The 12,751-nt window shown below is 60.4% G+C and carries 14 protein-coding genes; 8 read left to right on the top strand and 6 right to left on the bottom strand.

Annotated features, from left to right (window positions below):
• Positions 1-5 precede the first annotated feature (5 nt).
• A complete protein-coding gene (locus EJ076_RS18930) occupies positions 6-863 on the bottom strand; it encodes a MipA/OmpV family protein (protein ID WP_126068910.1) in 858 nt (285 codons plus the stop codon).
• 258 nt (positions 864-1,121) lie between these two features.
• On the opposite strand from EJ076_RS18930, the gene radC reads away from it, so the two are divergent.
• The 7 genes from radC to EJ076_RS18895 all read left to right on the top strand — a co-directional run bounded on the left by radC (position 1,122) and on the right by EJ076_RS18895 (position 7,067).
• Complete coding sequence (radC, locus tag EJ076_RS18925) at positions 1,122-1,880, top strand: DNA repair protein RadC (RefSeq protein WP_126068909.1); 759 nt, start codon at positions 1,122-1,124, stop codon at positions 1,878-1,880.
• A 157-nt stretch (positions 1,881-2,037) separates the two neighbouring features.
• Positions 2,038-2,919, top strand: coding sequence for a cytochrome c oxidase subunit II (locus EJ076_RS18920; protein WP_126068908.1), 882 nt, complete (start codon positions 2,038-2,040; stop codon positions 2,917-2,919).
• Between the two features lie 21 nt (positions 2,920-2,940).
• The gene (gene ctaD / locus EJ076_RS18915; protein ID WP_126068907.1) at positions 2,941-4,710 is read left to right on the top strand and encodes a cytochrome c oxidase subunit I; all 1,770 of its coding nucleotides are present in this window, start codon (positions 2,941-2,943) and stop codon (positions 4,708-4,710) included.
• Positions 4,707-5,411 (top strand): cytochrome c oxidase subunit 3, encoded by a 705-nt coding sequence (locus tag EJ076_RS18910; RefSeq protein WP_126068906.1) that lies wholly within the window; start codon positions 4,707-4,709, stop codon positions 5,409-5,411. Before ctaD ends, EJ076_RS18910 begins: the two co-directional genes overlap by 4 nt.
• 13 nt (positions 5,412-5,424) lie before the next feature.
• On the top strand, positions 5,425-6,144 hold the full coding sequence (locus EJ076_RS18905; RefSeq protein ID WP_126068905.1) for a heme-copper oxidase subunit III family protein: 720 nt from the start codon (positions 5,425-5,427) through the stop codon (positions 6,142-6,144).
• 9 nt (positions 6,145-6,153) lie between these two features.
• Positions 6,154-6,555 carry a cytochrome C oxidase subunit IV family protein gene (locus EJ076_RS18900; protein ID WP_126068904.1) on the top strand — a complete coding sequence of 134 codons (402 nt, stop codon included), beginning with the start codon at positions 6,154-6,156 and terminating at the stop codon, positions 6,553-6,555.
• Positions 6,556-6,593: 38 nt separating this feature from the next.
• Positions 6,594-7,067, top strand: coding sequence for an aminoacyl-tRNA deacylase (locus EJ076_RS18895; protein WP_126068903.1), 474 nt, complete (start codon positions 6,594-6,596; stop codon positions 7,065-7,067).
• A 56-nt stretch (positions 7,068-7,123) separates the two neighbouring features.
• Here EJ076_RS18895 and EJ076_RS18890 read toward each other — a convergent pair whose 3' ends face one another.
• Positions 7,124-7,936, bottom strand: a complete 813-nt coding sequence (locus tag EJ076_RS18890) for a DUF2189 domain-containing protein (RefSeq protein ID WP_109668902.1) — start codon at positions 7,934-7,936, stop codon at positions 7,124-7,126.
• Between the two features lie 245 nt (positions 7,937-8,181).
• Between EJ076_RS18890 and EJ076_RS36050 the strand changes: the two genes are divergently transcribed.
• The gene (locus EJ076_RS36050) at positions 8,182-8,310 is read left to right on the top strand and encodes a hypothetical protein (protein WP_281036065.1); all 129 of its coding nucleotides are present in this window, start codon (positions 8,182-8,184) and stop codon (positions 8,308-8,310) included.
• 103 nt (positions 8,311-8,413) lie between these two features.
• Here the strand turns inward: EJ076_RS36050 and EJ076_RS18885 are convergent, their stop codons facing one another.
• The 4 genes from EJ076_RS18885 to tig form a co-directional block, all read right to left on the bottom strand.
• Positions 8,414-9,343 carry a heme o synthase gene (locus EJ076_RS18885; RefSeq protein ID WP_109668900.1) on the bottom strand — a complete coding sequence of 310 codons (930 nt, stop codon included), beginning with the start codon at positions 9,341-9,343 and terminating at the stop codon, positions 8,414-8,416.
• Between the two features lie 149 nt (positions 9,344-9,492).
• A complete protein-coding gene (locus EJ076_RS18880; protein ID WP_109668897.1) occupies positions 9,493-9,873 on the bottom strand; it encodes a cytochrome c family protein in 381 nt (126 codons plus the stop codon).
• 195 nt (positions 9,874-10,068) lie between these two features.
• Positions 10,069-10,593, bottom strand: coding sequence for a hypothetical protein (locus EJ076_RS18875; RefSeq protein WP_126068902.1), 525 nt, complete (start codon positions 10,591-10,593; stop codon positions 10,069-10,071).
• 162 nt (positions 10,594-10,755) lie between these two features.
• Positions 10,756-12,246, bottom strand: coding sequence for a trigger factor (gene tig / locus EJ076_RS18870; protein WP_109668895.1), 1,491 nt, complete (start codon positions 12,244-12,246; stop codon positions 10,756-10,758).
• Positions 12,247-12,751: the final 505 nt, after the last annotated feature.

The raw sequence follows: 12,751 nt of genomic DNA, 5'->3' as shown, positions 1-12,751 counted from the left end.
GGGCATTAAAACCTGTATCCGACAAGAAGCATCCCGGAAGGCTGGATCTTGTCGACGACAATAGGGCTGTCGGCGGCGTCACCCACAAGAATGCCGACCCCCGCCTGGCCACGCACCATCCAGTTCTCGTTGAGCATATATGTGGCGGAGACGGAAAAATCGGCGCGCTTCAACCCGGCGCCGGCATCATAGCGCGCCAGCCCCGAGCGAGCCGACTGTTCCGGCGTGACGCCAAAATAGGCCTGCATGTGATTTTCGTCGGCGAAGACAACGGATGCGCTGGCGCCGATCATCAACGATTGCGACAGAGGCTGGGTCACCTCGATCCCGATCGTGCCCAACAGGCCATCGCTGCCGCCGATGGTCTTGTCCAGTTGTGCGAAGATTTCAGCCGGGCCGAACTTCACCGCGGCCTTCGCGCCGACTGTCGCGCCCATGTCGACATCGCCCAAGCCGCGCAGGTGATCGGAGTCGTCTTCCTTGCGACCCATCTCATAGCCAAGCCGCGCACGCAATGCGAACGGCCCTTGGTCATAGACGGCGATGTTGGCGCCTGTCGGATCGATCGTCACCGTGTCGCGGAATGTGGCCGTGACGAAAGGCACCGGCATGATCTTGAACTCGTCGCTGCCCTCGTATTTGGGGACGATGATGGCGCCACCGCCAAGCACGACGTGCCAGTCGGCCAGTTTTTGTTCGATGCGCCCGAAACGGGAAGGTTCGGGCGGCGGGGTGAAATCGTCGGCATCGACTGCAATGGCGTCGGCCGCCAGCACGATCCCCGAATGCGTTGAAAACAGGATTGCCATCGCCGCAAGAGAGGCCCGGCCAGTGAACATTCCAGAATCGATCTTGGCGAACATGCGTGCTCCAGAACAGCGAGGCGGTGAGCCCCTGATGCTCTGACTATTTCAGGTGAAAGTGGCTGCATGCGTGAAGTGATGTTAAGTTTTGTTGCGCAATCTTGGTCTCATCTTGGCGCCTGCACGAGAGAAGCCGGAAGTTGATGGCAAAAGCTGGCATGCCCCCCGCGCCGGTCATCTCACGCTCGCAGAACAGAACGGTTTTCAATCCAGTCCAGAACGGTTTTAATGTTCGCATCGGAGGAGTGTGGGCGGCATATGGGGAACATCAGCGACGACGACGAGCGGAGTTTCTTCGCCGAAGTGCCGATGCGGCCAGCGGCGAAAGCCAAGGCGGCAGACGAAAAGCCGCATTATCTCGGCCATCGTGACCGCTTGCGCGAGCGCTTTGCCTCGGCAGGTCCGGACGCCCTGCCCGATTACGAACTGCTGGAACTTCTGCTCTTTCGCCTGATCCCTCGCGCCGACACCAAGCCGGTGGCCAAGGCGCTGCTGGCGCGCTTCGGCACGCTGGCCGAAGTGCTTGGCGCGCCTCTTGGCCTGCTGCAGGAGGTCAAGGGCATCGGCCCGGCGGTGGCACTCGACCTGAAAATCGTCGCCGCGACGGCGCAGCGCATGGCACGCGGCGAGGTCCACGGCCGCGAGATCCTCTCGTCTTGGCAGCAGCTTCTCGACTATTGCCGTTCAGCCATGGCCTTCGAGGCGCGCGAGCAGTTTCGCATCCTGTTCCTCGACAAGAAGAACGCGCTGATTGCCGACGAGGTGCAGCAGACAGGCACTGTCGACCACACGCCCGTCTATCCGCGGGAAGTGATCAAGCGCGCGCTCGAACTCTCGGCGACCGCCATTATCCTGGTCCACAATCACCCGTCAGGCGACCCGACGCCGTCGCGCGCCGACATCGAGATGACGAAGGAGATCATCGAGACCGGCAAGCGCCTAGGCATTTCCGTGCACGACCACATCATCATCGGGCGGAAGGGACACGCCAGCATGAAGGGCCTGCTGCTGATCTAGGGCCGGCCCTTCTCGGAAGGGTCGCGGCGGCAAAAGCCGGCATTTTTCCCGTCAAGATAGTCGGCTCTGGAATTTCGACCGCAAAAAGAGCATGATGAACTTGGCATTCGACGGGACAGCTTCGCGCGCCCCTTTGGAATGCCGGGAGGAACGGGACATGGCCGTAGCGCTTGTACTCGTTTTGATCGTCGTGGGCTCAGTGTTGTTTCATCTCCTGAGCCCATGGTGGTGGACGCCGATTGCCTCGAACTGGGCCTATATCGACAACACCATCATCATCACCTTCTGGATCACCGGCTTCGTCTTCGCCGCCGTCGTCCTGTTCATGGCCTATTGCGTCTTCCGCTTCCGTCACCGGGAAGGAAACCGGGCGGCCTACGAACCGGAGAACAAGCGGCTCGAATCGTGGCTGACGATCGTTACCGCGGTCGGGGTCACGGCGTTGCTGGTTCCCGGCCTGTTCGTCTGGAGCCGGTTTGTCCACGTCCCGAGCGACGCAACCGATGTCGAAGTCGTCGGCCAGCAGTGGCAGTGGAGTTTCCGTCTGCCCGGCAAGGACGGCAAGCTTGGCACGTCCGACACCCGCGACGTCACCGCTGACAACCCGCTGGGCGTGATTGCCAGCGATCCCAATGGTCAGGACGATGTCGTGGTCGAAGCGGCTGATCTGCATCTGCCGGTCGGCAAACCGGTCAAGATGCTGCTTCGCTCGATCGATGTGCTGCATGATTTCTATGTGCCGGAATTCCGCGCCAAGATGGACATGATCCCGGGCTCGGTCACCTATTTCTGGTTCACCCCGACCAGGACCGGAACCTTTCAGGTCCTGTGCGCCGAACTTTGCGGCCAAGGGCATCCTTTGATGCATGGTGTGGTCATGGTCGACACGCAGCAAGATTACGTGGCCTGGCTTGGCCAGCAGCAGACTTTCGCCCAGTTGTCGGCACCCCAGCAAACGGGCTCGGCGGACCAGGCGCCGGGCAAGATGGCGTCAGGTTTGAAAATTGCAGCAAGGCTCGAAACGGTCGGGTCTCGCTGAAAAGGACACGGAGGTGTTCCTATGGTCGACATCACGCCTGCAGATGGCATCCCACCGGCCGAAGTCGCGGAAATGGAACTCTACCATCCGCACAGTTGGTGGACGAAATACGTCTTCTCGCAGGACGCCAAGGTCATCGCCATCCAGTATTCGGCGACGGCAACGGGTATAGGCCTGGTCGCCCTGGTTCTGTCCTGGTTGATGCGGCTGCAGCTCGGATTCCCCGGTACGTTCGACTTCATCACCCCGGAAGCCTACTACCAGTTCATCACCATGCACGGCATGATCATGGTGATCTACCTGCTCACCGCCCTCTTCCTCGGCGGCTTTGGCAACTATCTGATCCCATTGATGGTCGGCGCGCGCGACATGGTCTTTCCCTATGTCAACATGCTGAGCTACTGGATCTACCTGCTTGCCGTGCTGGTTCTGGTGTCGAGCTTCTTTGCACCCGGCGGACCGACGGGGGCCGGCTGGACGCTCTACCCGCCGCAAGCCATCATGAGCGGCACGCCAGGCGGCCAGGACTGGGGCATCATCCTGATGCTCTCCTCGCTGATCCTGTTCATCATCGGTTTCACGATGGGCGGCCTGAACTATGTGGTGACGGTGCTGCAGGGCCGCACGCGCGGCATGACAATGATGCGCCTGCCGCTGACCGTCTGGGGCATCTTCACCGCAACCGTCATGGCGCTGCTCGCCTTTCCGGCGCTGTTCGTCGCCAGCGTGATGATGCTGCTTGACCGCGTCCTCGGCACCAGCTTCTTCATGCCGGCGATCTCCGAGATGGGCGAGCAACTGCAGCACAATGGCGGCAGCCCGATCCTGTTCCAGCACCTGTTCTGGTTCTTCGGCCACCCCGAGGTCTACATCGTGGCGCTGCCGGCCTTCGGCATCGTATCCGACCTGATCAGCACCCATGCGCGCAAGAACATCTTCGGCTACCGGATGATGGTCTGGGCCATCGTCGGCATTGGCGCACTGAGCTTCGTGGTCTGGGCACACCACATGTATGTCAGCGGCATGCACCCCTATTTTGGCTTCTTCTTCGCCACCACGACGCTGATCATCGCCATTCCGACCGCCATCAAGGTCTACAATTGGGTGCTGACCCTATGGCGTGGCGACATCCATCTCACCATACCTATGCTCTTTGCCCTGGCCTTCATCGTCACCTTCGTCAACGGCGGGCTGACCGGCCTGTTCCTCGGCAATGTCGTCGTCGATGTTCCGCTGTCCGACACGATGTTCGTCGTCGCCCATTTCCATATGGTCATGGGCGTCGCCCCGATCCTCGTGGTTTTTGGCGCGATCTACCACTGGTACCCGAAGGCTACCGGCCGGATGCTCAACGAGACCTTGGGCCGGTTCCATTTCTGGGTCACCTTCCTCGGCGCCTACCTGATCTTCTTCCCCATGCACTACCTCGGCCTGATGGGTGTGCCGCGGCGCTATGCTGAACTGACCGACATGACTGTTATGACGGAGTCGGCCCACCATCTGAATTCGTTCATCAGCATCATGGCTTTCATCGTCGGCTTTGCCCAAATGGTGTTTCTATTCAATCTGATCTGGAGCATCCGCCATGGCCGCGAGGCCGGCGGCAATCCGTGGCGGGCCACGACCCTCGAATGGCAGACGCCGCAAACACCACCGGCCCACGGCAATTTCGGCAAGGATCTGCCGATCGTCTATCGCTGGGCCTATGACTACAGCGTACCGGGCGCCAAGGAGGACTTCATCCCGCAGAACATGCCGGGCTCCTTCGGTCCCTCAAGGGAGCCGGCATGAGTGTCATCCTGGTCTTCCTGCTCGTCATCGCCGGCTTTGCCGGATGGTGGCTTTCGCACCAGAGGCTGATGACCAAGCCATGGCTCGAACAAGGCCTGGCCAGCGATTTTGTCGGCTTTGACCGGTCGGCGTTGCCCACCGCCAAGATCGGCCTCGGTGTCTTCCTCGCCGTCGTCGGCTGCCTGTTCGCGCTCTTCACCAGCGCTTATTTCATGCGGATGGCGGTGTCGGACTGGCAGCCGCTGCCGCTGCCGGGGCTGCTCTGGCTGAACACTGGCGTGCTGGTCTTGAGCAGCGTCGCGCTGCAATGCGCCGTCGTCGCCGCGCGCAAGCGGCAGATCGACATGGTCAGGCTCGGCCTTGCCACGGCCGGGCTCACGGCGCTCGCCTTCCTGATCGGACAGCTCATCGCATGGCGGCAGCTGACCGAAGATGGCTATCTGCTGAGCTCCAACCCAGCCAACAGCTTTTTCTACCTGATCACCGGCATGCATGGCCTGCACATAGTGGGCGGGCTGGTGGGCCTCGGCAGAACGACCTCCGGCGCCTGGAATGGAGCGCGGCCGGAGCGGCTTCGTCTCAGCGTCGAACTGTGCGCCATGTACTGGCATTTCCTGCTCTTCGTCTGGCTCGCGATCTTCGCGCTGCTGGCCGGTTGGGCCGCGACGTTCATCGATATTTGCCGACAGTTGCTGACCTAAGGGGACCAAGCGGATGGCAGAGACACTGACGCATATCAGCCAGACGGAGCCACGGCCCGCGGGCTGGCAAGGCATTGCAGCCGACTGGTCCTCGGATCAGCGCGCGTTCAAGAACGTGTCCTGGGGCAAGGCCATGATGTGGATCTTCCTGCTCAGCGACACCTTCATCTTCGGCTGCTTCCTGTTATCCTACATGACCGCGCGCATTTCGACCCGCGTGCCGTGGCCCAATCCGAGCGAGGTCTTTGCGCTTCGTATCGGCGGCTCGGATATCCCACTGATCCTTATTGCCATCATGACCTTCGTGCTGATCTCAAGCAGTGGAACGATGGCCATGGCGGTCAATTTCGGCTATCGCCGCGACCGCCGCAAGACGGCAATCCTCATGCTTCTGACCGCGGCACTCGGCGCGACCTTTGTCGGCATGCAGGCCTTCGAATGGACCAAGCTGATCACTGAAGGGGTGCGCCCCTGGGGCAATCCCTGGGGCGCCGCACAATTCGGTTCGTCTTTCTTCATGATCACCGGTTTCCACGGCACCCATGTGACGATCGGGGTGATCTTCCTGATCATCGTGGCGCGAAAGGTATGGCGCGGAGATTTCGACACCGGGCGGCGCGGCTTCTTCACCAGCCGCACGGGTCGCTACGAGAATGTCGAGATCATGGGGCTGTACTGGCACTTCGTCGATCTGGTCTGGGTGTTCATCTTCGCATTCTTCTATCTTTGGTGAGAGGCAGACATGGCTGAAGCAACCGCAAACGGCCTCGGACAACACGCACTTCACGCTGGTCATGCACATGAAGCGCCGGCGGCCGCCGCCCGTGCCGACGTGCATCAGGAACATCCGATCAAGCTCTATCTGGTGGTCTGGGCATGGCTGTTCATCCTTAGCACATGCTCCTACCTGGTCGACTATTTCGGCCTTCACGGCTATCTCAGATGGTCGCTGATCCTGATCTTCATGATCCTCAAGGCAGGGCTGATCGTCGCCGTCTTCATGCACATGGCCTGGGAACGGCTGGCGCTGGCCTATGCGATCATCCTGCCGCCGATACTGGTTCTGGTGTTCGTGACAATGATGATCTTCGAAGCCGACTACACCCTTTTCACCCGGCTGGCGTTTTTCGGATCCGGGCCCTGACGGCCCATACGTCACGAACTCCGGCAAGGGAGGCCAAGATGACGATCGCAACCAGACTGAAGGACTTCATCGACGGCAAGGGAATTTCCTACGACACCGTCGCTCATCATCGCACTTCAACAAGCCGGCAGTCGGCGATAGCCGCGCATGTGCCCGGCAGCATCGTGGCGAAATCCGTGGTCGTTCACCACGAGCTTGGCTATACGCTGGCCGTGGTTCCGAGCACCCACAGGATCGAGCTTGGCAGGTTGCAAGACGTCATGGACAAGCGTCTTGGACTTGCCTCAGAAGACGAGGTGATTTCTCTCTTCGGCGATTGCGACACCGGCGCCATTCCGCCGATCGGCGCAGCCTACGATGTGCCGGTGATTGTCGATGAAAGCCTTGGCGATGCCGCCGACGTCTACTTCGAAGGCGGCGACCACAGAACGCTGGTGCATGTCAGCGGCAAGGACTTTCGCAGCCTGACCATGGGCGCATACCAAGCCCGCTTCAGTCACCCGGCTTACTGACGGCTTCGATCAAACTTGCACCGGCGCCCTCGCCGGTGCGGTGAGGCAGAATGTCCTCAACTCGCCGGTCTGGCGGGCGACTCCACGACCTTGCGGTAAACATGCCAGGTGGCGTGACCGAGGATCGGCAATACGATGGCCAGCCCGGCGAACACCGGCAGCGAGCCGATGATCAGGGCGACGGCGACAATCAGTCCCCAGACAGCCATGGTGATCGGGTTCGCCAGCACCGCACGCACCGAGGTGTGGATGGCTTCGTACGCACCGACGTCGCGGTCGAGCAACAATGGGAAGGCGACGACCGTTGTGCACAACACCACCACAGCGAAGACGAAGCCGATGGCGTGCCCCAGGATAATCAGCGTCCAGCCGCGTCCGGTGGCAAATATTTCATTGATGAAGCCGGATATCGATTCCGGCGGCGCCGGGCCGAACAGATATTGGTAGAACATCTGCGCCGTCAAAAGCCAGGTGATGAAGATTGCAAACAGCATGATCCCGACCGCCGCGATGGCCGGCAGCGCCGGAGATTTCCTGACGTCGAAAGCGTGCCTCCAGGAGGTGTCGAGTCCGGCTTCCCGTCTGCGGCTGATCTCATAGAGGCCTATCGCCGCGAATGGGCCAATCAGCGCAAAACCGGAAACCAGCGGAAACAACAACGGCAACGCATTGGCGCCAGAAGTCCAGGCGGCGAGCACGACGCCCACGAGCGGATAGATCAGGCAGAGAAAAACGATGTGCGACGGTTTGACCATGAAATCGTCGACGCCCCGCTTGAGCGCGTCGAAAAGGTCGGAAACACCGATTTTTCGAATTTTGGTATGTTCCAGCGTCTCGCTGGCGCCTGCTATCACATGAAAGCTTGCCATGACCGTTCCTCCAGACCTGGTCCGGCAAGGTCGCGGTTTCGCGGTGCTTCCGTTCAGCGTGATGGCCACGCAAAACCGCGACCTGCACCGCAATCAACATACTCTCTTGCCAGAGACTTGTCGCCCTTTGTCAGAAGAGCTCCGGCGGGCCTGGCTAGCTCTGGTGGTCTTTTTTCGATATTCTCGCACAGCGCCGCGCGCCCTCTTTGGGCGCGTAAAGGACGCTGCACCGCGTTGATTGGCGCATGATCCTGTCCGAAACAGGATCACACGCCAAGTCAAAGGTGAAGATCATGGACGGAAGGACGCTTCTCATCCTCGGCCTTGGCATCGTCGCCCTGCTGATCCTGGGATTCTGTGCAGTACCATCGTGATGTTCGAGCCAATCCTGATCTGCAACGCCTTCAATGCAGAAATTACAGACCGGCCATCTCGACCCCGGCGGGTATTCCGACAACTGCGGTCATGCCGTCAACCTCAGGCTGACATAAACGCTCGCTTTGCGATGGTATCGGCAAGCAGTATGGCAAAGATCGCGAAAAGATAGAAAATCGAGAAGGCAAACAGCGCCTTTGCAGGCTTCGTCTCCTTGTCCGGAGCGACCAGAACCTTCCAGGCCTGCCAGATGAAACCCGCGCCCAATGCAGCCGAAACAACTCCATAGAACCCGCTCGCGAATCCGAACGCCCAAGGCAGCACGCCGACTGGCGCCAGGAGCAGTGAATAGGCGAATATCTGTTTTCTGGTCGAGGCCTGGCCGGCCACGTTCGGCATCATCGGGATGCCGGCAGCGGCGTAGTCGCCGACCTTGAACAGCGCGAGCGCCCAGAAATGGGGTGGCGTCCACAGAAAGATGATCAGGAACAGGATGAGGCTTTCAATGCCGATGGCGCCGGTTGCAGCCGCCCAGCCGATGACCGGAGGAAGGGCGCCCGCCGCGCCGCCAATAACGATGTTCTGCGGCGTCGAGCGCTTCAGCCACATCGTATAGATGACGACGTAGAAGAAGATGGTGAAGGCCAGCAGCGATGCGGCAAGCCAGCCCACCAGCACGCCGAGCATCATGACCGAAAGTGCGGAAAGCACCAGGCCGAAGCCGAGAGCTTCACCCGGCGTGACGCGGCCCGACGGAACCGGCCGCTTTGATGTGCGCGACATCAGCGCGTCGATGTCCGCGTCGTACCACATGTTCAGAGCTCCAGCCGCTCCTGCTCCGATCGCAATCGCACCGATTGCAATCACGGCGATGACCGGATTCATCGCGCCAGGCGCCGCCATCAGGCCAACGAAAGCGGTGAATACGGCAAGCGCCATGACCCGCGGCTTCAAAAGCGCGAAGAAATCACCCGCCGTCGCTTCCGAGAGGCGGATGCCGGTATCCTTGAGGCGGTTTTCCCTAGTCGACATCTCAGACCGATGGAAGCAGGCAACCTAGGCCATGATCCCGAACTGAAGGCTCGAGCGAAAACTGAAACCAGGTCTTTGCTTACGCCGCCCTTCGGTTCGAATAAGATCACAGAAAAACAAGATGTTAGACGGACGGCGTAGGAGCCAGCTCATTTGGAGAACGTTTTCAGATAGGCAATGACGTTGGCCACGTCTGCATCGTTCTTGAGGCCGGGAAACGTCATCTTGGTCCCTTTGACCATGGCCTTGGGATCGTGAAGATAGGTCGTCAGTGTTGGTTCGTCCCATTTGACGCCGGATTTGCCGGCCGCAATCATGGCATCGGAATATTTGAAATCCGGATGCGTACCGGCGGTGCGTCCGATGACGCCGTGCAGCGACGGACCGATCTTGTTCTTGTCCTCGTCTGCGATGTGGCAGACCTTGCATTTGGTGAAGACCTTCTCGCCAGCCGCAGAATCCTGGGCTTGCGATGGATTGGCCACGAAGGTTGCAACAGACACGACGGCGAAAAACGCGACTAAGCGCATGACTTTTCCTCCCTGATCGTCAAATGTGCCTGAGATGATCTGAGCTGCCGCTACCACCAGCAATACGCGCCTTGCACGGCAGAACAGATTATCCGCTTCTACCCCCAAATGGAGTTGCGGCACCTATATACCACCGAATCTGGCCGGTAGGTAGAAGAGGTCGACCGTACAAAGGTTTAGGTGGTCTGCAGCGGCTCAAGGAACATCCGTGTTGCAGCTGCCGGCAACCTGGTTGACCGCTTCGCCGAACCCGGCGAGGTCGAAATCGGCCTCGCCGCGTCCCGACAGCAGCCCGAACCGCCACGAAAGCTGGAGCCGGTTCGCGGCAACAAGGCGCTTGATGCCGTCGGCGCCGTCCCGCACCAGCATCCTGCCGCGCGGCCCGACCGACCAGCTTTCATCGAACTTGCTGCCCTGGTCGACCGTGACCGACATGGTGATCTTGCGGCTGGCCGAAACGGTGTCGTTCAGTTGCAGCCATTCGGTCCAATGCGGCTCACCGTTTGCCCGGCAGGCAATCGTCAGGATCGGGCTGTAGCTCAAGGCGCCGCCGCCGGTGATCAGCTTGTTTGTGGCATAGAGCGACGCCGTGACGAGGCCATCCTCGCCCGTGTCGAACCGCCAGTTGTCAAGCACCGTTTCGGCCCGGGCAATGCCGCAGACCGAGACAAGCACTAACGCGATTGCCGCAGCGTGTCCCATTTCGACGAACAGCCTCAACACGCCCTCCAACAGCCAACCGGCTTTCAATAGGAGCGCAGATAATGATCAAAGCTTGGTCGCCACAGGCCATCGCTCGCGAAGCGTGCCGGCTGTTGCAGTTTGGCAACGAAAAAGGCCGCCTCGGAGGGCGGCCTTTCCTGTTTCAGCTGAACGCTTGTGTTATTCGGCGTCCTTGGCGGCCTTCTTCTTCGGCGCGGCCTTCTTCTTGGGCTCTTCCGCGTCGTCGCCAGACTTGGCGTCGCTCGCCTTGTCGTCGGCCTTCTTGGCGGCGGCTTTCTTCGCCGGCTTCGCCTTGACGGCGGTCTCGTCCTCGTCGTCGTCGGCCATCAGCTCTTCCTTGCTGACCTTGACGTCGGTGACCGAAATCTGGCCGAGCAGATGGTCGACCACCTTCTCCTCGAACATCGGCGCCCGCAGCGTGTTCAACGCTTCCGGGTTGTTGCGGTAGAACTCGAAGACTTCCTGCTGCTGGTTACCCGGGTAGCGGCGCACCTGCTCGAACAAGCCGCGCTGCAACTCCTCGTCCGATACGGTGACACCGGCCTTCTCGCCGATTTCAGCCAGCACCAGACCGAGGCGCACGCGGCGCTCGGCAAGCCGCAGATACTCGGCACGCGCCTCTTCTTCCGTCGTCTCTTCGTCGGCGAAGGTGCGTCCGGCTGCTTCCAGGTCACGATTGACCTGCGCCCAGATGTTGTTGAACTCGGCGTCGACGAGCTTCGATGGCGCCTCGAACGAGTAGGCCGCGTCGAGCTGGTCGAGCAGCTGACGCTTGACCTTCTGCCGCGTCATGGCGCCGAACTGGTTCTCGATCTGGCCGCGCACGACGTCGCGCAGGCGCTCCAGCGACTCCAGGCCGAGGTTCTTGGCGGTCTCGTCGTTGATTTCCAACGCGCCGGGCTGGGACACTTCCTTGACGGTGACGTCGAAGGTCGCTTCCTTGCCGGCCAGATGCGCTGCCTGGTAGTTTTCCGGGAAGGTCACGGTGACCTGCTTTTCGTCACCGGCCTTGGCGCCGACAAGCTGATCCTCGAAGCCGGGGATGAACTCCTTCGAGCCCAGCACCAGCGGCTGATCGGTGCCGGCACCGCCATTGAAGGCCTCGCCGTCGATCTTGCCGACATAGTCGATTGAGACGCGGTCGCCATTGGCGGCCTTGCCGGTCTTCGGCTCGTAGCTGCGCGCCGATTCGGCGACGCGCTGGACCTGCTCGTCGATCTCCGTATCCGGCACGTCGAACACCTGGCGCGTCACCTTAATGTCGGAAAAGTCCTTGATCTCGATCGCCGGGATGATCTCGTAGTTGAGGCGGAACTCGAAGTCGGCGCCGCCGGCCAAGATCTTCTCGGCTTCCTTCTCGTCCTCGGTCATGATGACTTCGGGCTGCATGGCAGCCTTTTCGCCACGCCCGGTGATGATCGAACGGGTCGAATCGTTGAGGATTTCGTTGACCACTTCGGCCATGAACGACTTGCCGTAGACCTTGCGCAGGTGCTGCACCGGCACCTTGCCGGGACGGAAGCCGTTGATGCGGACCTTGTTCCTGGCATCCGAGAGCCGCGCCATCAGCTTGGCTTCCATGTCACCAGCCGGCACGGTGATCTTGATCTCGCGCTTGAGACCGGAGTTGAGCGTTTCGGTGACCTGCATCGTAAAACCTTTGTTTTCACCAATGAGACTGCCACGGCCTCTGCCGTTTACAGCCTGCCGGTATATTCTTGCCGGGAATGGCTTTTGGTACGGAACCTGGCGATTTGACCGAAAATACGGCTCAAACTCTCCCAAACTGCGTTCCAAAATGTGAATAAGTTCTTGTTTTTCCTACTTCTTATCACATTCTGTAGAAGCGGATCGTCGCGTCCCGTCACATTTGACACGCCTTTTGTCACAGGCGAGGCTAATTTTCAACAGTCTTCGCATTTCGGCGAACAACCATCATTTTAGCCCTGACCCAGCCTTGTTCCCGACATTGACGGAATGATGGCTACATGGGATTGCCGGTCCATGCGGGTATGGCGGAACTGGTAGACGCACCAGATTTAGGTTGCCCCCAGCCAGCTCGCTACCGGAGCTGCCACGGTGGCTCGGACACCTCGTGGAGGGTGGACGCACAATATCAGGCATCACCTATGGAATCGAATGTGCTACGGTTCCG

Source organism: Mesorhizobium sp. M7D.F.Ca.US.005.01.1.1 (genome assembly GCF_003952545.1).
GTDB classification, from domain to species: domain Bacteria; phylum Pseudomonadota; class Alphaproteobacteria; order Rhizobiales; family Rhizobiaceae; genus Mesorhizobium; species Mesorhizobium loti.
The sequence above is the reverse complement of the archived record's forward strand: the minus strand, read 5'-3'. Positions and strand labels throughout refer to the sequence as shown.